Here is a 20,649-nt window from a genome sequence, read left to right on the forward strand (position 1 = left end):
GCTCACCTCCTGGGGCTGGTGTCGACCACGACGTGGGCGTCCTCGACGCTGACCGGGAAGGTCTCGGCCACGTAGGGTCCTGGTATCCGCCCGTTCTTGGGTTCCGCTGGTTCGCCTGCGGTTTCGAGGCGGACCTCGTAGGTGCGCACGGGTGGTTCTCCGGGCCCGAGGAACGACTGGCCGGTTTCCAGCTCGTACTCCCAGCCGTGCCAGGGGCACGCGATCAGCGCGTCCTCGCCCTGCATCGCGTACTCACCGGGTTGGCTGGAGACGACCCAGGGCTTGGTGTGGCCGACGCACAGCGGGCCGCCCATGTGCGGGCAGTGGTTGTTCAGGGCGTAGAAGCGGTCCCCGACCCGGAAGACGCCGATGGAGCGGCGTCCGGCCTCGACGACCTTGCGCGAGCCGGGCGGGAACTCGTCGAGCCTGGCCACCACGATTCTCATGCTTCGACGGTAGGGAGTTCAGCACCGCCGCCGGAAACTGAAAATCGGGATGTGGCGCATCGAGTTCTTCTATACCGGTGTGTCGCGGACGGCGTCGCGCACCGTTTCGCGCATCCACCGGTGGCCGGGGTCGGCTTCGTGCTTCTCGTGCCACCACAGGGTTTCCACGATCGGTTCCGGCTCGCCGGGGCAGTCGAGGATGCGCAGGTCTGGTCGGTCGGCGAGGCGGCGGGCGAGGCGTTCCTGCACGACGGCGACGCGGTCGGTGCCGCCGACGAAGTACGGTGTGGCGCGGTAGCTGTCGACGCGCACCGCGACCTCCGGGGTCAGCTGCAGCGAGGCCATCAGCGGGGCCAGCGGTGCGGTGGAGGGGTATTCGCGCCCCGGCTGGTGCGGCACGACCCACGGGCGCCGGCGCAGCTCCGAGGCCGGGAGCTTCTCCCAGCTCGCGGGCACGGTGGCGGCGTCGACGACGCACACCCAGCGGTCCCGGAACAGCTCGGTGCAGCGCATCCCGGACACCCGCAGCCGCGCGTTGGGGGTGGAGGCCAGGCCGTCCATCAGCCGCAGCGTCTCGACCAGGTCGGCCGGCAACCGGCCGGTGACCAGCATGATGTGCAGCTTCGCGCCGGGGGCCCGCCGGTGCAGGGCGCGCGAGATCGGTTCGCCGACTGCTTCGAGGACGTAGTCGGGCATCAGCAGCGTGTACTCCCGCTGCGTGCTGGCCGGGTCGAACGGTGCGGTGGTGAACAGCCGCTCGGCGGCTTCGCACAGCGGCTCGACCTGGGCGTCGAGTTCCACCGCCAGCGGCGAGAGGACGTAGCCGCCGCGCTTGCGCACCAGCAGTTCGTCGTCGAAGTGCCGGCGCAGGCGGGCGAGCGCGGCGCTGGCGGTGGGCTGGGTGACGCCGATGTTCTCCGCGGCGCGGGTGACGTTGCGGGCGCGCAGCAGTTCGCGCAGGAACACGACCAGGTTGAGGTCCAGGTTCGCCAACGTCGATCCGGTTTGCTTCACCTGATCAGCTCCCGCCGCGTCATCGCCCGGTCCCCGGCATCATTCACACCCACCGGGTTGGCGGTGTCAAGAAGTGCTTGCGCCGGTCATCGGCTGCCGATAGCGTGCACGCACGGGTTGTGGTCGAATCCTGGTGGCGTTGCGCCGATCGGATGTCGAACCGCCCGGGGGTTGAGCCAAACGGGTCGCGTTCTCGCACGTCGGGACGTCGGAGCACCGATTGGTTCGGAAGATGACACTTCCCATTGGCTTGCAGTACAGCTGAACCACCCCGCCGGACCGCACGCTCATTGAACGTGCGCAACGTTGACGGTGACCAGCCAGACGAACTGCCCGACTCACCCGTGACGAGCCGGGAGCAGGACGCGGTGCGGTTGTTGCTGCTGATCGATGGTGCCGCCGAACCGCTGTCCGTCCCGGTCCCGGACCCGGCGCTGTCCGACGCGGTCGGCGTCGTGACCGGGCAAACGCGGCTGCAGAAGCTGGACTTCTGGCTTCGCAGCCCGGATTTCCTCGCCGACGAGCTGCTCAACGAGTACGAGCGGACCGCCGAGGGGCAACTGCTGGAACTGGCCGGACGGATCCTCGACTCCGACGAACCCGAGGTGCGCCGCTACCCGATGCTGCGCCACCACTTCGGCGCCTACGAACCGCTCGACGACGCGCTGGCGGTGCTGCGCAGCGCGGGCCTGATCGTGCGCCGCCGACGTGGCCGAGTGGGCCACACCCGGCGGCACGACTACTACCTGCTGGCGCGGGGCAGGCAGGTGGCCCGCACGATCATCGCCACGGCACCGGCCTTCCGCTACTACGTCGACCGGGTTCGGCTGGTGCTCGACCTCGCCGACGGGCGCGGCGGCAACGAGCTCCGCGACCGCCAGTACCTGCAGGCCGAGTACGCCAGCACGCGGCGCGGCAGCCCGATCGCCACCATCGCCGAGCGGGTCCGCGACCGGCTCGACCGGCTGCGCGCGGAACTGCGCGCGGCGTAGGGGGTTTCGACGATGAGCACCGACACCTCACCGCTGCACGAACGGGTTTCGGCGATCACCGGCATGCCCGCGGAGACCGTGGCGCACCTGCTGGCTTCGGCCGGCAACTCGCCGACCGCGCAGGTGCGGCGGCGGATCGACGAGGCCGAGCGCAAGTGGGACCGGCTGGAGCAGCAGCACCGGTCGGCGCGGCACCGCCGTCAGACCGACGAGCGCGCCCTCAACGACACCAGGGAGAACGGTGTCGCGCGGGTGCTGTTCCACGGCCTGGAGCCGCATTCCTGCCCGCGCTGCGACACCCCGATCTCGGAGCAGCGGCGCCGCGAGGAGCGCGAGCACGACCGGTGCGCGGTGTGCACCAGCGACCTGTCGGCGTCCGCGGCGGACGCGGCGGAACCGGAGATGGCCGCGCGGCTGCGACTGGCTTCCAGCGAGGCGGCCGAGGCCTCCGCGCTGGCGAGGCTGCGCGGCGCCGAGGTCGCCTTGGCCGAACTGGTCGCCGAACTCGCCGAACCGCCGCGGCCGCGTCGCGGCGACAGCCCGACGGGTTCGCCCGCGCCGGACGGCCTGCGGTGACTCCGCCGGGCGCTGCCGCGGCCGGGCCTCTGGCTCCGGTGCAGGCCACGGCGCTGACGGCCGCGGCGAGCAGGGACGCCCCCGGCTGGCGGGGCGCGGCAGCGGAGTTCATCGACGGGTTGCCCGCGCAGCGCAGCCTGCTGGCGCTGGCGGCCAGCATCGACGAGCTGCTGGCCGGACCGCAGGTGGTCGAGGCGCACGGCGCGCGGCTGCACGACGCGCTGCTGCGCGATCTGGGCCCGGTCGTCGAACGGCATCCGCTGATCGCCGCGAGCCGGCTGGAAGGGGCCGTGCGGCTGGCGATCGCCGATGCGGTGGCGCCGTTCGCGGTGCTGGGCAGGCTCACCGACTTCCCGCCGGGGACGCCGGAGGAGTTCATCGAGGCGCTGCCGAGGCTGGTGGGCGCGGCGATGGACCGGTGGGCGGGCGAACTGGCGCTCACCACGCCGCTGCGCGGCGCGCTGGACCGGCTGCGCCACGAGGAGGCCGCGGCCGTGGACGCCGCGTTCGAGCTGGCCTGCGACGACCTCCGCGCGGCGCTGACCGCCACCGAGATGCCTGCCGTGCTGGAGGCGCTGACGGCGGCGCGGTCGCGGTTCGCCACGGTCGACGCCGCCGAGCAGGCCCGCCACGACGCCAGAGCGCACGCGGCCGTCTGCGACGCGGTCCTGGCCTTCGCGGCCCAGGACCGGCGGAGGCTGGCGGATGCTGCGGACCGGCTCACGGCCGCACTGGATCAGCGCTCCGCGTGGTTGCGGGGCACCCACCGACCGCAGTGGCTGCGCCCCAGGCACGCGGCCGAACCGGCGTGGCGGCGAGTGGTGCTGCTGCTGCGCGCGGCGTCGGATCGGCTGGCCGAGACGATCTGGATGGACGTCTGGGAGGCGCTCGGCGCGGTGCTGGACGCCTACACGCAGGTGCGGACGCTGCAGCCGCTGCCGGGGGCGCAGGCGGCGCCCGGGCTGGCGGTGGTGGTCGAGCCGACCATCGAGAACGCGATCGTGCGCAGCCAGAGCCGGTTGGCGGCGTTGCGGCGCACGGTCGTGGAGGCCTCGGCCGCCGAGAACCCGCCGCTGCCGCCGCGCACCGCCGAGCTGCTGCTCAGCCGCATCGAGACCGCCGCGGCGGATCGGCGGCCCGCACTCCCGCAGGCCTCGCGCACCCCGCCGGACGTCGACGAGGACGAGGACAGCCACGCCGCGGTGGCCCGAGCGCACCGCGCTGCGCCGGCCCTGGTGCGAGTGCTCGGTGAACGCCAGGCGGCCGGGCTCACGGCCGGGCTGGGCGACGAGGACCTGCGGCTGCTGGACGGGGTGGTGCACAGCAGCGAGATCGCCCGTTCCCGCACCGCGCACCCCGTGCTCGACCCGCTGCTGGACCGGTTGCTCGGGCAGCTCGCCGACTCGCCGGAGTTCACCGGGCGGGTGCGGGCGACGTTCGGGCTGCTGCTGGAGCAGACGCTGCGGTTCCTGGTCAGCCGCGCCGACCTCGAGGCCAGGACCTGGGGCGGCCCGGATGCCGATTACCGGCGGGCGCTGCGCGAGGGCGAGCGGCGTCCGCGCGAGGCGGAGCTGCAACGCGACTACCACCAGTGGCTGGCCACCGGGCAGCTCGGCGGGCTGGTCGCGGTGGAGGTCGGCGATGTGGCGCAGGGCCGTGCCGACGTCGCCACGACGTTCGGCTCGCTGCGCTACGTCACGGAGGTCAAGCGCGAGCTCCGCGACGCTTCCCGCGAGCACCTCGAGGCCGCGCACCTGGCCCAGGCCGCCGAGTACGGCGGCGCGAACGTGCCCTTCGGTCAGCTCCTGGTGCTGGACCTGACGCCGCACCCGCGCGGGGCTCCGCGCGTCGACGAGCGCGTGTGGCTGGCCAGGCACCGGCCGCCGGGTTCTTCGACCGACCGGTTCGTGGTGGTGGGCGTGGTCACCGGCAACCGCCGCACGCCCCACCAGCTGTGATCGGCTCTCCTGCCTTGGTTCTCGGCCGTCGCCGAGATCGCCCGCGTCCCCGGTTCCGCTGCCCGAACGCGGCGCCCCGGCGCGGTCGGGAAATTCGCTTCTGCGCGGCCGGTGGTGCGGGTTAGGTTGCCCGCATGGTTTCGCACCGGGTCCACCTGCCGTTCCGCTCGCCCGCGGCGAGGGGTCCTCAGCAGCAGTCGTCCAGTGGAGGTCGAGCCCTGACCGTGCCGTGAGCGGGGCGGTCCTCGCCGGGTTGCTGGCGGGTTTCGGCATCGCGGTTCCGGTCGGAGCCGTGGGCATCTACCTCGTGTCGCTGTCGGCGCGGAGCTCGTTCGCCGTCGCATCGGCCGCTGGCCTCGGGGTGGCCGCGGTCGACGGGGCCTACGCGCTGGTGGCGGTGCTCGGCGGCAGTGCGCTGCTGGAGGGCGTGCGCGGCTGGGCCGAACCGCTGCGCTGGGCCTCGGTGGTCGTGCTGGTCCTGGTCGCCGGCCACATCGCGCTGAGCGCCTTGCGAACGCGGGCGGACCAGCGGGTTCGGAGCTCGCTCACACCGCTGCGGGCCTTCCTCACCTCGATCGCCATGACCTCGGTCAACCCGACGACGGTCGTGTACTTCGCCGCGGTCGTGGTGGGCGGTGGTGCCGACATCGGCGGCGGTGCCGGTGAGCGCGCCGCGTTCGCGCTCTCCGCCTGGGCCGCTTCCGCGTGTTGGCAGCTCGTGCTGGTCGCGGGTGGTTCGCTGCTCGGGCGGGGCCTGTCCGGGCGGCGCGGGCGGGTCGCGACGGCGGTGGTCTCCAGCGTCCTGATCGTCGTCCTGGCCGTGCGCGCGGCGGTGAGCTGATCGTTCCCGGGGTTGCTCTTCGGCGACCGGGTGCTGACCATCTCCACCGTGCGGAGGGGGCACCGACCGCGCTGGGCGGCGAACCGCGAGGATGGCGTGGTGGTGCGTCCCGGCAGGAACGTGCGCCGCCACCGGATGACCGACGATCCGGCGGCGGCGCTGGCCGAGGTCTTGTCGGGTGTCCTCGATCTCGGAGGTGCGGCGTGAGCCTGGAATTCGATCACACGACGCTGGGTCAGCGGGTCCTGTTCGGGGCGGGCAGGGCCGCGGCGAACCTGGCCGAGGAGGTCCGGCTGCGGGGTTCTGCGGCGGTCATGGTGATCGCCGAGGGCCGCGAGGCCGAGCTCGCCCGCCGCGTGACCAGCGGTATCGATGTCGCTCTGCACCACGACGACGTGGCCCCGCACGTACCGGTCGCCAAGGCTGACAAGGCGCGCGCCGCAGCGCAGGAGCACGGCGTCGACCTGCTGGTGAGCGTCGGCGGCGGTTCCACGACGGGCCTGGCCAAGGCGGTCGCGCTGACCAGCGGGCTGCCGATCGTCGCGGTGCCCACCACCTACGCCGGTTCGGAGGCCACCAACGTGTGGGGTCTGACCGAGGCCGCCCGCAAGACCACCGGCGTCGACGACCGGGTGCTGCCCGAAACCGTCATCTACGACGCCGAACTCACCTGCTCGCTGCCGGTCGAGCTGTCGGTGGCCTCCGGCCTCAACGGGCTCGCGCACTGCGTGGACTCGCTGTGGGCGCCGCGCGCGGACCCGATCAACGCGGCGCTGGCCACCGAGGGGATGCGCACGCTGGCCGCCGGTCTGCCGAAGGTCGCCGCTGATCCGCACGACCTCGAGGGACGCGACCTGGCCCTCTACGGCGCCTACCTGTCGGCGGTCTCGTTCGCCTCGGCCGGTTCGGCGATGCACCACAAGATCTGCCACGTGCTCGGCGGCACCTACGACCTGCCGCACGCCCAGACGCACGCGATCGTGCTGCCGCACGTGCTGGCCCACAACGCTCCCGCCGCGCCCGAAGCCGCGGAGCGCATCGCGCACGCCCTCGGCGGCACCGACGCCGTCGCCTCGCTGGTGGCGCTGCGCGACGGGCTGGCGGCGCCAAAGGCGTTGCGCGACGTGGGTTTGCGGGAATCGGACCTGGACGAGGCGGCGGAGCTGTCCGCGGCGGCGATCCCGCCGTCCAACCCGAGGCCGGTCACCGTCGAGGGCGTTCGCCGCCTGCTCACCGCCGCGTGGACGGGAACCGCACCGGAGAGCTCATGACCGGTGGCGGAAAAGCCACCGAGGCAACCGTTCTCGACCCGTGCCGCTGGACCCACGTTCTGTCGCCGCAGGTCACCGGCCGAAGTCCTGGGTCCAGTAGTTGCCGCCGTACTCGACTCCCACGCCGATCGTGCGCAGCGAGCAGTCCATGATGTTCTTGCGGTGGCCGCGGGATTTGAGCCAGTCGCCGACGACCTGATCGGCGCTGGCGTGGCCGCGCGCGATGTTCTCGGCACCTGGCGCGGGGTACCCGGCATCGCGCAGCCGTTCGGCGAAGGTGACGCCATCCGGCGTCGTGTGGCTGAAGTAGCCGCGCCGCGCCATGTCCGCGCTGTGCTCGGTGGCGGCCTTGGTCAGCCTGTCGTCGATGGTGAGCGGAGCGCATCCCGCACCCGCTCGGGCTTGGTTGACCAAGGACACGACCTGGTCCTGCGCCGGAGGTGCCGGGGCGGCTGTCATGGACGCCGCGGCGATGCTCATCCCACCACCGATCAGGAGCGCGCCGGCCACTACGCTGAGCGTCGTCTTCGGGGTCATGGAATCCGAAGCTACGGCAGTTCCGGACGGGGTGTTCAGATCAAAAAGGTTGCTGCGGCGGGACTTCACACCATCTCGCTACTGGCGGTGACCGACCTGGACAGCATCGTGGAGGGCCGCCGCAGGCCCCGCCGGTGATTGTCCGCGACCCCACCGCGCTCGCCACTCTGCGCGGGCCCGTCCCGTGCGGTAGAGCATCCGCGACTGCCCCTCCCCCGGACCCCATCCGGGTGGCTAGGTTGATCACCATGTCCGTGCTGAGCCGTTCCACCGTCACGCGAGCCGCGGCCGCCGTGATCCAGGGCGTCACCTCGCTGGCCTCGCACAGCCGCCGCAGGCAGCGGTTCCCCGAGATCCCGGGCGCGACCCGCCGGATCGAGGTGCCCACCACCTACGGCCGGGTGCCCGCCACGCTGTACCTGCCGCCGGGAGTCGGGACGTCTCCGCTGCACGTCAACCTGCACGGCGGCGGGTTCATCATCCGCTACCCCGAGCAGGACGATCCGCTGTGCCGGTACCTGGCCGCCCGCGGCGGGGTAGCGGTGCTCAACGTGGACTACCCGGTGGCACCGCAGCACCCGTTCCCGATTCCGCCGAAGGCGTGCTTCGAGGTGGTGCGCTGGGCCGCCGAGCACGCCACCGACCTCGGGGTGGACCCGGACCGGCTCAGCGTCGGCGGGGCCAGCGCGGGTGGTTCGCTGGCCACGGCGGTGGCCCGGCAGGCCCGCGACGCGGGTGGCCCGCACCTGGCGCTGCAGGTGCTGCACTACCCGGCCCTGGATCTCGTGACCCCGGTTCAGGAGAAGCTGCGGGCTCGCACCCACGCCCAGCGGCCGTTCCTGAAACCGTGGATGGCGGCGGTGTTCCACGACTCCTACCTGCCCGATCGCGCGCTCGGCGCGGACCCGCTGGCCTCGCCCGCGCACGGCGACAACGGGCAGGACCTGGCCGGTACCGCACCAGCGCTGCTGATCACCACCGAGCTGGACCTGCTCAACGCCGAGGGGCTGCGCTACGCCGAGTCGCTGCGGCAGGCCGGGGTGCTGCGCGAACACCGCGACATCCCCGGTGTCGACCACGGCTACGACCAGCTCGGCGGCGACGACGCGCTGGTGCGGGAGATCTACGAGCTGATCTGCCAACACCTCCGGCGCGCGCACGACGAGCGCTAGGACGGGCGGTAGAGGAAGCCGAGGAACTCCTGCAGCAGTCGTTCCCGCAGCGCCGGCCGGGCGATCGCCAGCATCGCGTTGATCTCGGCCATGCGCTCGGGCAGCCCGGCGCCGCCACCCATGCCCGCCGCGGCGAGCAGTTCGCCGAACTCCTCCGCGGTGAGCGCGTCGGGGTCGAGGCCCTCGAGGAACGCGGCGATGCCCTCGTCGACGACCACGGGTCCCGCTTCGCGGGCGGCCGCGGCGGAGTGGCGGAGTGCTGCGCCGAACTCGGCTTCGCCGCCCCGGTTCGCGGCGGTGATCGTCAGGTGCAGGTTCGCCGGTGAGCTCTGGTGGGCGAACTGCGGTTGCACGTACCAGCCGCGGTCTCCCATCTCGTCGGCGAGGGTGAACAGGTCGAGGCCCTCGCCGTCAGTGGTGATCGCCAGCAGCGTCGAGTTGGGTTCGACGACCAGGCGGAGCCCGTCGATGTCCTCGATCTCCGCCCGCACCACCTCGACCGCGTCCAGCGATGCCTGCGCGAGCGCCAGGTATCCGTCGTCGCCGAGGTGGTGCAGCACCGCCCAGGCGGCCGCCAGCGGACCACCGGAACGGGTGGATTGCAGCGTCGAGTTGAGCATCGTGTAGCCCGGCCAGCCGGCGTCGGCGAAGAAGTGGCCGCGGCGCAGCTCCGCGTCGGCGTGCAGCAGGACCGACGTGCCCTTCGGGCAGTAGGCGTACTTGTGCAGGTCGACCGACACGCTGGTGACGCCGTCCACGGTGAAGCCGAACTCGGGCACGGAACGGCCGAGCCGCCGGAAGTAGGGCAGCACCCAGCCTCCGATGCAGGCGTCGACGTGCATCCGCACCCCGCGCGCGGCCGCGCCGGCGGCGATCTCGGCGATGGGGTCCAGCACGCCGTGGGCGTAGGACGGAGCGCTGGCGACCACGAGGACCGTGTCGTCGTCGATGGCGGCGGTCATGGTGTCCGGGTCGGCGCGGAAGGTCACCGGGTCGACCGGGAGGATCACGGGGCGAACCCGGAACAGGTGCGCGGCCTTGTGGAAGGCGGCGTGCGCCGTGGCGGGCAGAACCACGTTGGGTGCGATGACCTCGGTTCTGCCCTCGCGCGCCGCCAGCACCGCGAGCATGCAGGACTCGGTGCCGCCGGAAGTCACCGAACCGACCGCGCGGGGTGTGCCGCCCAGCAGCCGGGAAGCGGCGGCGACCAGGTCGTTCTCCATGCGCAGCAGGCTCGGGAACGCGGTCGGGTCCAGTCCGTTGGCTCCGGCCGCTTGCGCGTGCGCGGCGGCCGCGAGGTCGTCCACGCCGTCGAGCCCGCTGTCGTAGACGTAGGCCAGGGTGCGCCCGCCGCGGGTGGGCAGGTCGCCCGCGCGGAGCTCGCCCAGTTCGGCCAGGATCTCCTCGGCTGGTCTCAACGCCCCTCCAGCACGTCGCGCCGCAGCAGCGGCAGTCCCAGCAGCACCAGCGCACCCGGCAGCAGCGAGAAGCCGAGCAGGATCGCGATCACGGCGCTGTCCGGCTGCGGCACCATCCCGTCCACGCTGGACGCGTAACCGCCCAGGCCGAGGACGAGACCGAAGAGTCCGGGTCCCAGCGCCATTCCCAGTGTTTCGGCACCGGTCCACACGCCTGCGGCGATCCCGGCCCGGGTCTCCCCGGTGCGCTCCTCCTCGTCGGTGATCAGGTCCGGCATGATCGCCAGCGGGAACACCTGGATGCCGGCGTAGCCGACTCCGGCGAGTCCGACGAACAGGAACGAAACCGGCACCGGCAGCACCAGCGCCGCGCACAAACCCGCGCTGGCCACGCCGAAGGCGATGCAGGCCGCGCGGAAACCCCACAACTTGCCCCAGCGCCGCCCGACCCTGGGCCACAGCGGCATGGTCACCAGGGCCGGCAGCACGAAGCCCACGAACAGCCAGGTCTGCACCGCTGGATCGCCGAAGACGTAGCGGGAGGCGTAGTTGACACCGGCCAGCAAGGTCGCCAGCCCGAGCGCCTGCACCGAGTAGACGGCGACCAGGCGGCGGAACGACCGCCACCGCCGCATCGTGGTCACCAGTTCGCGCCAGCCCTGCGCGCTCGGGCGCAGCCGCCCGACCGGTGCGTCGCGGATGCCCAGCACCATCAGCACCGCGCCGAGCAGGATCACCAGGCCGGTCACCACGCCCATCACCCGGTAGCCGGCCACTCCCCCGATGCCGTTGGCGATGCCGGGCGCTGCGCCGCCGGAGAGCAGCACCGCCACCGCCAGGAAACCCATCCGCCAGCTGGTGAGCCGGGTGCGCTCGCCGTAGGAGTCGGTGAGTTCGGCGGGCAGCGCGTTGAACGGGACCTGGAACACGCCGAACGCGGTGGCGCACAGCAGGTAGATCACCATCACGTAGCCGGCGTCGAGCACCGGGTTGCCGAAGCCGGGGTGGGCGAAGATCGCGGCGAACAGCACTGCCACGCCCACCCCACCGCAGAGCAGGAACGGCCGCCTGCTGCCGTGGCGCACGAGGCCGGCATCCGAGAGCCTTCCGGCGATCGGGTTGAACACCACGTCCCACACCTTCGGCACCAGCACGATCGCGCCGGCGATCACCCCCGGGACGCCGAGGGTGTCAGTGAGGTACGGCAGCAGGAGAAGCCCGGGAACGGTGGTGAACGAGCCGGTGACCAGGGATCCGAACGAGTAGCCGATTCTGGCGCGGGGGCCGATGCGGCTCTGGACGGGAAGGGGCACTGATCTCCTCCAGGATCGCTCGCCTGTCCGCATCGTCGCACCGGCGTGCCGAATTCCGCGCCTGATCGGGTCGTTTCGTTACCCGAGGCCGCCATTCGTGTTGGCCGGTGAGTGAGCCGCGCCAAATTCGGGTGACCGAGCGAATCCGGTGCTCTACAGTGACCGCAGGCTCCTCGAACAGCGAAGCCGTTCTGCGAGGCGCGCCAGCGGCACCACTGCGGCCGACGCCCCGCTTCTCGTCATCGCTTCCCGTTCCAGGAGCACCCATGTCTTCGCTTGCCCGTGCCCGCCGGATGGACGGCGTCACCAGTTCCCCGGTGCGCGATCTGCTCGCGCTGACCCGCCGTCCGGGCGTGATCTCCTTCGCCGGCGGTTTGCCCGCCCCCGAGCTGTTCGACACCGACGGCTTGCGCGCCGCTTTCGCCCGGGCGCTCGCCGATCCCGACGCGGCCCGCGCCCTGCAGTACTCACCCACCGAGGGCGATCCCGCCCTGCGGGAGATCATCGCCGGCCGGCTCAGCGACCAGGGGCTCGCCACGGCGCACGACGACCTGCTGATCACCACGGGATCCCAGCAGGGGCTGAGCCTGATCGCGTCAGCGCTGCTGGATCCCGGTGCCGTCGTGCTCGTCGAAGAACCCGCCTACCTGTCGGCGCTGCAATGCTTCCAGCTGGCGCAGGCCCGGATCGTGCCGGTGCCCGGCGACGAGGAGGGAGTCGACCCCGACGCCCTCGAACGCATCGCCGCCCGGGAGCGGCCGGCGCTGCTGTACCTGGTGCCGACCTTCTCCAACCCCACGGGCCGCACCCTCGGCGCCGAACGCCGCGAGCGGATCGCCGAAATCGCCGCGCGGCTGGACTTCTGGCTCGTCGAGGACGACCCGTACCACGAGCTGCGCTACAGCGGCAGGCCGCTGACACCGGTGTCCGCACGCGTGCCGGACCGCTCGCTGTACCTGGGAAGCTTCTCCAAGCTCGTCTCACCGGGCATGAGGGTGGGTTGGTTGCGCGCACCGGCCGAGACGCTCACGCAGCTGACGATCCTCAAGCAGGCAGCCGATCTGCACACCTCCACGATCGATCAGGCAGCCGCCGCCGAGTACCTGGCGACGACCGATCTCGACGCGCGGCTGCGCGTGCTGCGCGAGACCTACCGGCATCGCCGCGACGCGATGCTCGCCGGGTTGCGCGAGATCACCCCGCCGGGCACCACCTGGACCGAGCCCGAAGGCGGAATGTTCGTGTGGGTCACCCTTCCCGGCCAGGTCGACACCGCCGAGCTGCTGCACGAGGCGTTGCGGCACGACGTGGCGTTCGTGCCCGGTGCGGCGTTCCAGGTGAGCGAACCGGACCGCGCGACGATGCGGCTGTCGTTCACGACCTTCTCCCCCGACACCATCGCCGAAGGCCTGCGCAGGTTGGCCAAGGCGCTGGGCTGATCGCGCTCCCCCGGGCGCCGTCCATCCGGAGGATTGCGCGCGTCCCGGGGCTGCAGCAGGCTACCCGGTGAAGCGCTCGCTGTGATGGCCGCCACCTGCGCCGTCCGGCGGAGTCACGGGGGAGGCTTGATGCAGGCGAGGTACGGTGCGCGCCCCACGCTGCTGGGCGCGCGCACGCCACGCGTCGAGGACGATCGGCTGCTGGCCGGGCGAGGCCGCTACATCGCCGACGTCGCGCTGCCGGGCATGGTCGAAGCCGCGTTCGTGCGCAGCGACGTCCCGCATGCTCGCGTGCGGGGCGTCGACGCGACGGCGGCCCGCGAATCACCGGGCGTGCGCGCGGTGTTCGCCGGGTCCGATCTGGACCTGCGGGCCGTGCCGGATCGGATGCCCTGGGTGCGGCCGGTCCAGCACTTCCCGCTCGCGCGCGACCGGGTCCGCTACGTCGGTTGCCCGCTGGCCGTCGTGGTCGCCGATGACCGCTACCTCGCCGAGGACGCGGCCGAGCTCGTCGAAGCGGACCTAGAGCTCCTGCCCACCGTCGGCACCGCCGAGGACGCCCTGTCCGCCGACGCGCCGCTGCTGTACCCGGAATGGGGCGACAACCTGCTGCTGTCCGTGGAGGGCGACGGTGGCGAGGTCGAGGCCGCGTTCGAGCAGCTGCGCACCGTCAGCGGCACCTTCACCACCCGGCGGCACACCGCCGCGCCGCTGGAAGGACGCGGCGTGGTCGCCGAGTTCCGCGACGACCGGCTGACGGTGTGGACCTCCACGCAGGCGGCCTTCGTCGTGCGGGCGATGCTCTCGGCGGTGCTGGGACTTCCGGAGCGCGACATCCGGGTGATCACCCCTGACGTCGGCGGTGGTTTCGGCCAGAAGAACGAGATCTACCCGGAGGAGTACCTCGTTCCGTGGCTGGCGATGCGGTTGCGCCGCCCGGTCCGCTGGATCGAGGACCGGCACGAGCACCTGATCGCCGCCACCCACGCGCGGGACACCAGCATCGAGCTCTCCGCGGCGGTGCGCGACGACGGCACGATCGCGGCGCTGCGCGGACGGGTCCGCACCGACCTCGGTTCCGGTGAGATCTTCCCCGCCGGCTACGGGCCGAGCCTGGTCGCGGTCGGGTCGCTGTGCGGTCCCTACCGGATCCCGCACCAGGCCATCAGCGTGCAGGGCGTGGTCACCAACAAGACGCCGACCGGCGGGTACCGGGGTTTCGGCGGCCCGGAAGGGACTTTCGCGATCGAGCGGCTCGTGGACAAGATCGGCCGCGAGCTGGGCATCGACCCGCTGGACCTGCGCCGCCGGATGATCCTGGCACCGCACGACCTCCCCTACGAGACCGCGGCGGGCGCGCGCCTGGAGTCCGGCACGCACCGCGAGGCGTTCGAGCGTGCCGTGCAGCTGGGCGAGCGGATGCTGACCGAGGAGCGCGAGAACGCCGGGCCCGGAGCCGCGCTGGGCGTGGGTTACGCCACCTACGTCGAGGGCGTCGCCTCCACGACGTTCTCCATCACCGGCACCTGGAGCAGCCAGGACTCCGCGGACGTCCGGTTCGACGCCGACGGCGGCGTCACGGTCGCCGTGGGAATCTCGGCGATGGGTCAGGGCGCGCACACCACGGTGGCGACCCTGGTCGCCGAGGCGTTGGCGATCCCGATGGAGCAGGTGCGGGTCGTCATGGGCGATACCGACACCGCGCCGTTCGGCCTCGGCAGCTGGGCCAGCCGCAGCACCCTGGTCGCCGGTGGCGCGATCGCCCGCGCGGCGGAGGTGTTGCGGCGCAAGGGCACCGACATCGCCGCCCACCTGCTGGAGGCGTCCCCGGACGACCTGGAGCTGGTCGAGGGCCGGTTCCGGGTTCGCGGTAGCCCGGGCAGCGCGGTCTCCTGGTCGCAGGTGGCCCAGTCGGCGTTGAACCGGACCTTCGAACTGCCACCGGGCGTGGAGCCGGGCCTGGAGGCCCGCGCCACCTACGAGCCGCCTGGGCTGGATCACGTGCCGCGCCCCGACGGCAAGATGAACGCCGCCGCCAGCTACACCAACGCCACCCACGCCGCCGTCGTGCGCGTCGACACCGCCACCGGGGTGGTCGAGGTGGTGCGCTACGCGGTGGTGCACGACTGCGGCCGGGTCATCAACCCGCTGACCGTCACCGGGCAGATCCACGGCGGGGTCGCGCAGGGCATCGGCGGAGCGCTCCACGAGCAGCTGCCCTACGAGGACGGGCAGCCCCTGGCAACCACGTTTACCGAGTACGTGCTGCCGAGCGCGCGCGAGATCCCCCCGATGATCGTCGAGGAGCTGGGCGGTCCTGCCCCGGAAACCCCGTTCGGCGTCAAGGGCGCGGGCGAGGCGGGCATCATCGGCCCGCCCGCCGCGATCGCCGGCGCCGTCGAGGACGCCCTCGCTCCCCTGGGCGTGACCGGTATCGACACCACCCCGCTGACCCCGTCGGTGCTGCGCGGGCTCATCGAGGAGGCCAGGTCGTGAAACCGCCGCCGTTCGACTACGTCCGGCCCGGCACCGCTGCGGAGGCCGTGGCGCTGCTGGCCGCCGACGAGGACGCGAGGCCCCTGGCAGGGGGGCAGAGCCTGCTGCCGATGATGAACTTCCGGCTGGCCCGCCCGAGCACCCTGGTCGACATCGGCCGCCTGCCCGAGCTGACCGAGCTGCACCGCGACGGCGACGTGCTGGTGATCGGCGCAGCCGCCCGCCAGCGCGCGGTGGAGACCTCCCCGCTGGTGGCGCAGACCTGCCCGCTGCTGCCCGCCGTGCTGCGCCACGTGGGCCACCACCAGATCCGCGCCCGGGGCACCATCGGCGGGTCGCTGGCCCACGCCGACCCGGCGGCCGAACTGTGCGCCGCGGCCTCAGCTCTCGATGCCGAGGTGGTCGCCGCGAGCCCGACCGCACAGCGCACCGTCGACACCGCCGCACTGCTCCTGGCGCCGTACCAGACGACGTTGCACCCGGACGAGATCATCACCGAGACCCGGTGGCCGATCCTCCCCCGCGCACGCCACGGATTCGCCGAGATCTCGCACCGCTCGGGCGATTTCGCGCTCGCCGGCACGGCAGCCGTCGTCGAGTTCGACGGCGCCGAGGTCGCCCGAGCTCGACTGGCCGGACTGGGCATCGCCGGAACGGTGCGCCGCCTTCCCGACGCCGAGCAGGTCCTGCTCAACCGCGCGCTCACCGCCGAGTCGATCACCGAGGCCGCCGAAGCCGCCGCCGCGTCGGTCGACCCGCCGGAAGACGTGCACGCCGACCCCGCAACTCGCCGCGCGGCCCTGCGGGCAGCCACGCGGCGAGCCTTGGAGCAGATGCGACATGACTGACACCCTCACCGCGGTCCGGGAAATCAGCCTGACGGTCAACGGCCGCGAGGTGCGCCGCGCCGTGCCCGCTCGGCGTCTGCTGGTCGACTTCTTGCGCGACGACCTGATGCTCACCGGCACCCACGCGGGGTGCGAGCACGGGATCTGCGGCGCCTGCACGATCCTCATCGACGGCGAACCGGCGCGGTCCTGCATCACGCTGGCCGTGCAGGCCGACGGCTGCGAGGTCACCACCGTCGAGGGCGTCACACCGGACGACGGGTTGAGCCCGATGCAACGCGCGTTCAAGGACTGCCACGGGCTGCAGTGCGGGTTCTGCACCCCGGGCTTCCTCGTCACGCTCGCCGCTGCCGAACCGGACGACCACCCGACCGACGCCGACATCCGGGAACTGCTGGGCGGCAACCTCTGCCGCTGCACCGGATACCAGCACATCGTGGACTCGGTGCGGCAGGCGTGGGGCCGGTCCTGACATCGCCGTCCCCTCTTGTGGATTTGTCAAACAACAAGGCCGCGCGGGCGTCGAAAGCGTTGCTAAGTCATCAGTCGTCGCGGTCAGTTGGTCATCGCAGGGGTGGGGTCTCACCCGCACCTTCGCTTCGAACTCATGAACCAATGGTGCACCCAACGATTCGAAAATGCGAGCGAACGGCCATCGCTTGATGAGGTGATCCTCTCGATCACGCTCCGAAACCAGGTGGTGCGGAGCTTTTTTCAGCCCGCCGCCGCGACCCGCTCGCGAGAAGCCATCCCCGCCAGCGGTTCGGGCACCGAATCCACGCACACCACGCCCAGCCGCCGGGTCGCGCGCGTCATCGACACGTAGAGATCGCTGCGCCCGAACCCGCCACCGCCGAGGATCCCCGCCGGTTCCACGATCAGCACCGAGTCGAACTCCAACCCCTTGGCCTGCCCCGGTTCCAGCACCACGACCGCGTCGGTCAGCTCGACCGGCAACGGCACACCCAGCTCCGCGGCGAGCTCGCCCACCAGATCGGGCGGAGCGATCACCGACAGCTGCCCCTCCGCGTGCTCGGCGACGACCTGCCGCACCAGATCACCCAGCGATTCCCGGGAAACCCACTCCAGCCAGGGGTTCTCGCCCGAGGAGCGGACCGATCGCGGCGGCCGCAGCCCGGTGCCCTCGAGCAGGCCCGCCGTCGCCGCCATGATCTCCGAGGGGGTCCGGTAGTTCACCGTCAGCTCGGCCAGCCGCCAGCGGTCCGCCACGTGCGGGGCCAGCATCCGCCCCCACGACCGAGCACCGGCGCCGCTGCCGGTCTGGGCGAGATCGCCGACGATGGTCATCGACCGCGACGGGCAGCGGCGCATCAGCATCCGCCACTGCATCTCCGAGAGCTCCTGCGCCTCGTCGACGACGACGTGGCCGAACACCGCCCTGCCGGCACCGTCCCCGAGCAGCGACGCCGCCTCGTCCAGCAGCGCGACGTCGGCCGAGGTGCGCGGCGCAGCACCGATCACGTCGGTGACGACCTCCTCCGGAGTCAGCTCCGGCCACAGCTCGTCGAGGGCGTCCGCGATCCGCTCATCGGCCAGCAGCGATCCCCGCAACGCCTCCCGGTCGGCCGAGTCGACGAGCTCGCGCGGCGCGTCGTCGTCGGGATCGACGACGACCCCGGCGGCCGAGAGGGCCTTGAGATCGGCGGCGCCGAGCCTCCCGTCGGCGCTGCCTCCGTCGAGCGCCCGGCCGTCCTCGGTGAGCAGCGCCGATTCCATCCGCTCGACGAGCAGCTCGGCCAGCGCTGCGACGAGCTCGTTCTGGAAGACCAGTCGGGCCTGGTTGTGCGGCAGGCCGGTGTCCCGGGCCTTGGCCGCGGCGTCCCGGCAGGTCTCGGGCTCCAGCGACAACCGCTGCTGCTCGAAGTCGACCAGCACGGGCTGGTCCGGGATCCGCACGCGGGAGGAGATCGCGCGCGCGATCTCCTCGGCCATCCGCGCCGATCCCTTGCGCACGGCGTCGGAATCGGATTCGGTGATGTCGACCCCGGCGCGCAGCTCGGCGATGGTGGCGGCGACCACCCGGTTCTCCCCCAGTCCCGGCAGCACCTGGCCGATGTAGTCCAGGAAGATCCGGCTCGGCCCGACCACCAGCACGCCCCGGTTGCGCAGGTGTTCGTGGGTGTAGAGCAGGTAGGCGACGCGGTGCAGCGCGACCGCGGTCTTGCCGGTGCCCGGCCCGCCCTGCACGACGAGGATGCCGCGTTCCTCGGACCGGATGATGGCGTCCTGCTCGGCCTGCAAGGTGGTGACGATCTCGCGCATCCGGCCGGTGCGTTCGGCGGTCACGGCCGCCAGCAGCGCGGCCTCGCCGACGAGGTGCTCCTCGCTGCCGTCGGAGTCGAGGAGTTCGTCGTCGACGGCCACCACGGTCCGGCCGCGGGTGCTGATGCGGCGCCGGCGGCGCACGCCTTGCGGGTCGGCGGCGGTGGCGGTGTAGAAGGCGCGGGCCAGCGGTGCTCGCCAGTCGACCAGCAGCTGTTCGTCGTCGGAGTCGCGGAACACCCCGATGCGGCCGATGTAGGAGCAGGTCCCGTCGGTCATGTCGAGGCGGCCGAAGCACAGGCCCTGCTCGACGCCGTCGAGGCGCGCCAGCTCGGCCTGCCAGACCGCGACCGCATCCGGATCACCGCCTGCCTCGACCCGCTCGGCCGCCTCGTCCCGCAAGGCGTCGACGTGGGCGTACAACTCGGAAAGGTGTTCCTGCTCTAATTCGAGCTCGTCGCCGCTCAAGCCCCAGACTCCCCCGCGTTCGGACGTTCGACCAACCCAGAGTGCCCGAGTGCGGCCGACAATTCCAGTCGCGCCGTCCCGTCCGGTGTGGACGGAGGTCAGCGGCGCAGGACCGCGTCGATCTGCTCCACCGCTCGGCGGACATCGTCGGCGATGCCTGCCGAGACCTTCTGGTCGAGCTGGTCGACGGAGGAGAACGCGCTCGAGAGCACCATCCGCGCACCCGCACCCGAGGGTTCCAGCGTCACCTTCACGTGGGTGACGCCGAAGCTGGTGGCGCGACTGCCGTCGGCGTCGGCGACGCCGTCTTCGAACTCCAGCCGGTGCGGCTGGTCGATCGCGCAGATATGCCACCAGCCGCGGGATTCGGTGCCGTCCGGGCCGTTCATCCAGTAGCTGGCACGGCCGCCGGGCCTGAACTCGTGGGTGTCGAAGGTCGCCGTCCAGCCCGGTGGCCCCCACCACCGCTCGAGGCTGCGCGGATCCGCCCACACCTGCCACACCCGGTCGACGGTCGCGGCGAACTCCGCGGTGACCGTCAGGGTGAGCTCTTCGGCGTCGGTGACGACTTCGAGCACGGTCATGGGCGCTCCTGGTCCGGTGGGGCCTCCTCAGCCTGGGTATCTGTCACCGCACCGCCGCGCAACCCGCGATCGGGTGCGTTTCCGCTGGAATCACGGCAGATCCGGCATTCCGCTCGAGGCCGCATCCCGATCGCACCGGGTGGTGAACGGGTGTTTAGATCGATCCAGCAGCGACCACGAGGAGGACAGCGCTCATGACTGCCGCACACGGGATCACGGTGGACATCACCACGCCGGACGGCGTGGCCGATGCGTACCTCGCACACCCGGGAGGCGACGGGAAGCACCCCGCCGTGCTGTTCTACATGGACGCGTTCGGCTTGCGGCCGCACCTGCACCGGATGGCCGACCGGCTGGCCACGCAGGGCTACACCGTGCTGGTGCCCAACCTGTTCTACCGGGCTGGTCGCACGCCGGTGGTCGAGCTGCCGGAGTTCATCGACCCCGGTGAGCGCCCGGAGATCTTCCAGACCATCGGGCCGATCATGCGCCAGCTCACCCCCGAGCTGGCGATGCGCGACGCGGGGGCCTACCTGGAGTGGCTGGCCGACAGCCCGCTGACCACCGGGGAACCGGTCGGGGTCACCGGTTACTGCATGGGCGCGGTGATGGCGCTGCGCACCGCCGGGAACTTCCCGGAGCGCGTGGCGGCGATGGGCGGGTTCCACGGCGGCAACCTGGCGACCGAGGCCCCGGACAGCCCGCACCTGGTCGCCGACAAGATCACCGCGGAGGTCTACTTCGGCCACGCCGACCAGGACCACGCGCTGCCGCCGGAGCAGATCGAGCACCTAGACCGCGCGTTGACCGAGGCGGGGGTGCGCTTCCGCGCGGAGGTCTACGAGGGTGCTGCGCACGGCTACACCCAGGCCGACACCGCCGCCTACGACGAAGCGGGGGCCGAGCACCACTGGGTGGCGCTGCTGGACCTGTTCCAGCGCAACCTGCGCTGATCAGCACTGCGGCAACGCCGGTCCCATCGCGGTGGGGCCG

19 protein-coding genes are annotated in these 20,649 nt (G+C 72.4%); 12 read left to right on the top strand and 7 right to left on the bottom strand.

Features of this window, described 5'->3' with window-relative positions; translation table 11 throughout:
- Positions 1 to 2: 2 nt before the first annotated feature.
- Positions 3 to 446: a Rieske (2Fe-2S) protein gene (locus R4I43_RS21355; RefSeq protein WP_324267441.1), complete on the bottom strand. Its 444-nt coding sequence runs from the start codon at positions 444 to 446 to the stop codon at positions 3 to 5.
- Positions 447 to 515: 69 nt separating this feature from the next.
- Complete coding sequence (locus R4I43_RS21360) at positions 516 to 1,460, bottom strand: LysR family transcriptional regulator (RefSeq protein ID WP_324267442.1); 945 nt, start codon at positions 1,458 to 1,460, stop codon at positions 516 to 518.
- Between the two features lie 296 nt (positions 1,461 to 1,756).
- On the opposite strand from R4I43_RS21360, the gene R4I43_RS21365 reads away from it, so the two are divergent.
- The 6 genes from R4I43_RS21365 to R4I43_RS21390 all read left to right on the top strand — a co-directional run bounded on the left by R4I43_RS21365 (position 1,757) and on the right by R4I43_RS21390 (position 7,098).
- The gene (locus tag R4I43_RS21365) at positions 1,757 to 2,452 is read left to right on the top strand and encodes a hypothetical protein (protein WP_324267443.1); all 696 of its coding nucleotides are present in this window, start codon (positions 1,757 to 1,759) and stop codon (positions 2,450 to 2,452) included.
- A 12-nt stretch (positions 2,453 to 2,464) separates the two neighbouring features.
- Positions 2,465 to 3,028, top strand: a complete 564-nt coding sequence (locus R4I43_RS21370; protein ID WP_324267444.1) for a hypothetical protein — start codon at positions 2,465 to 2,467, stop codon at positions 3,026 to 3,028.
- The gene (locus R4I43_RS21375; protein WP_324267445.1) at positions 3,025 to 4,986 is read left to right on the top strand and encodes a hypothetical protein; all 1,962 of its coding nucleotides are present in this window, start codon (positions 3,025 to 3,027) and stop codon (positions 4,984 to 4,986) included. The genes R4I43_RS21370 and R4I43_RS21375 overlap by 4 nt, the downstream gene beginning before the upstream one ends.
- Positions 4,987 to 5,215: 229 nt before the next feature.
- Positions 5,216 to 5,827, top strand: coding sequence for a LysE family transporter (locus R4I43_RS21380; RefSeq protein WP_324267446.1), 612 nt, complete (start codon positions 5,216 to 5,218; stop codon positions 5,825 to 5,827).
- 12 nt (positions 5,828 to 5,839) lie between these two features.
- Entirely contained in the window at positions 5,840 to 6,034 is a 195-nt protein-coding gene (locus tag R4I43_RS21385; RefSeq protein ID WP_324267447.1) for a hypothetical protein, read from the top strand.
- On the top strand, positions 6,031 to 7,098 hold the full coding sequence (locus R4I43_RS21390; RefSeq protein WP_324267448.1) for a maleylacetate reductase: 1,068 nt from the start codon (positions 6,031 to 6,033) through the stop codon (positions 7,096 to 7,098). The genes R4I43_RS21385 and R4I43_RS21390 overlap by 4 nt, the downstream gene beginning before the upstream one ends.
- 72 nt (positions 7,099 to 7,170) lie before the next feature.
- On the opposite strand, the gene R4I43_RS21395 is transcribed toward R4I43_RS21390, so the two are convergent.
- On the bottom strand, positions 7,171 to 7,635 hold the full coding sequence (locus R4I43_RS21395) for a CAP domain-containing protein (RefSeq protein WP_324267449.1): 465 nt from the start codon (positions 7,633 to 7,635) through the stop codon (positions 7,171 to 7,173).
- A 248-nt stretch (positions 7,636 to 7,883) separates the two neighbouring features.
- On the opposite strand from R4I43_RS21395, the gene R4I43_RS21400 reads away from it, so the two are divergent.
- Positions 7,884 to 8,807 (top strand): alpha/beta hydrolase, encoded by a 924-nt coding sequence (locus R4I43_RS21400; protein ID WP_324267450.1) that lies wholly within the window; start codon positions 7,884 to 7,886, stop codon positions 8,805 to 8,807.
- Here the strand turns inward: R4I43_RS21400 and R4I43_RS21405 are convergent.
- Both R4I43_RS21405 and R4I43_RS21410 read right to left on the bottom strand, forming a co-directional pair.
- Positions 8,804 to 10,225 (bottom strand): pyridoxal phosphate-dependent decarboxylase family protein, encoded by a 1,422-nt coding sequence (locus R4I43_RS21405; protein WP_324267451.1) that lies wholly within the window; start codon positions 10,223 to 10,225, stop codon positions 8,804 to 8,806. The genes R4I43_RS21400 and R4I43_RS21405 overlap by 4 nt on opposite strands.
- A complete protein-coding gene (locus R4I43_RS21410; RefSeq protein WP_324267452.1) occupies positions 10,222 to 11,538 on the bottom strand; it encodes an MFS transporter in 1,317 nt (438 codons plus the stop codon). Before R4I43_RS21410 ends, R4I43_RS21405 begins: the two co-directional genes overlap by 4 nt.
- Positions 11,539 to 11,804: 266 nt before the next feature.
- On the opposite strand from R4I43_RS21410, the gene R4I43_RS21415 reads away from it, so the two are divergent.
- The 4 genes from R4I43_RS21415 (at position 11,805) to R4I43_RS21430 (ending at position 16,793) form a co-directional block, all read left to right on the top strand.
- The gene (locus R4I43_RS21415; protein WP_324267453.1) at positions 11,805 to 12,977 is read left to right on the top strand and encodes an aminotransferase-like domain-containing protein; all 1,173 of its coding nucleotides are present in this window, start codon (positions 11,805 to 11,807) and stop codon (positions 12,975 to 12,977) included.
- Between the two features lie 129 nt (positions 12,978 to 13,106).
- Complete coding sequence (locus R4I43_RS21420) at positions 13,107 to 15,473, top strand: xanthine dehydrogenase family protein molybdopterin-binding subunit (RefSeq protein WP_324267454.1); 2,367 nt, start codon at positions 13,107 to 13,109, stop codon at positions 15,471 to 15,473.
- Positions 15,470 to 16,321: an FAD binding domain-containing protein gene (locus R4I43_RS21425; protein ID WP_324267455.1), complete on the top strand. Its 852-nt coding sequence runs from the start codon at positions 15,470 to 15,472 to the stop codon at positions 16,319 to 16,321. Before R4I43_RS21420 ends, R4I43_RS21425 begins: the two co-directional genes overlap by 4 nt.
- Complete coding sequence (locus R4I43_RS21430) at positions 16,314 to 16,793, top strand: (2Fe-2S)-binding protein (protein WP_324267456.1); 480 nt, start codon at positions 16,314 to 16,316, stop codon at positions 16,791 to 16,793. The genes R4I43_RS21425 and R4I43_RS21430 overlap by 8 nt, the downstream gene beginning before the upstream one ends.
- A gap of 242 nt (positions 16,794 to 17,035) precedes the next feature.
- Here the strand turns inward: R4I43_RS21430 and R4I43_RS21435 are convergent, their stop codons facing one another.
- Both R4I43_RS21435 and R4I43_RS21440 read right to left on the bottom strand, forming a co-directional pair.
- Entirely contained in the window at positions 17,036 to 19,072 is a 2,037-nt protein-coding gene (locus tag R4I43_RS21435) for a HelD family protein (protein ID WP_324267457.1), read from the bottom strand.
- A 98-nt stretch (positions 19,073 to 19,170) separates the two neighbouring features.
- Positions 19,171 to 19,656, bottom strand: a complete 486-nt coding sequence (locus R4I43_RS21440) for an SRPBCC family protein (protein ID WP_324267458.1) — start codon at positions 19,654 to 19,656, stop codon at positions 19,171 to 19,173.
- A 194-nt stretch (positions 19,657 to 19,850) separates the two neighbouring features.
- Between R4I43_RS21440 and R4I43_RS21445 the strand changes: the two genes are divergently transcribed.
- Positions 19,851 to 20,609: a dienelactone hydrolase family protein gene (locus tag R4I43_RS21445; protein ID WP_324267459.1), complete on the top strand. Its 759-nt coding sequence runs from the start codon at positions 19,851 to 19,853 to the stop codon at positions 20,607 to 20,609.
- Positions 20,610 to 20,649 lie beyond the last annotated feature (40 nt).

Source organism: Saccharopolyspora mangrovi, assembly GCF_035320975.1.
GTDB lineage: Bacteria > Actinomycetota > Actinomycetes > Mycobacteriales > Pseudonocardiaceae > Saccharopolyspora > Saccharopolyspora mangrovi.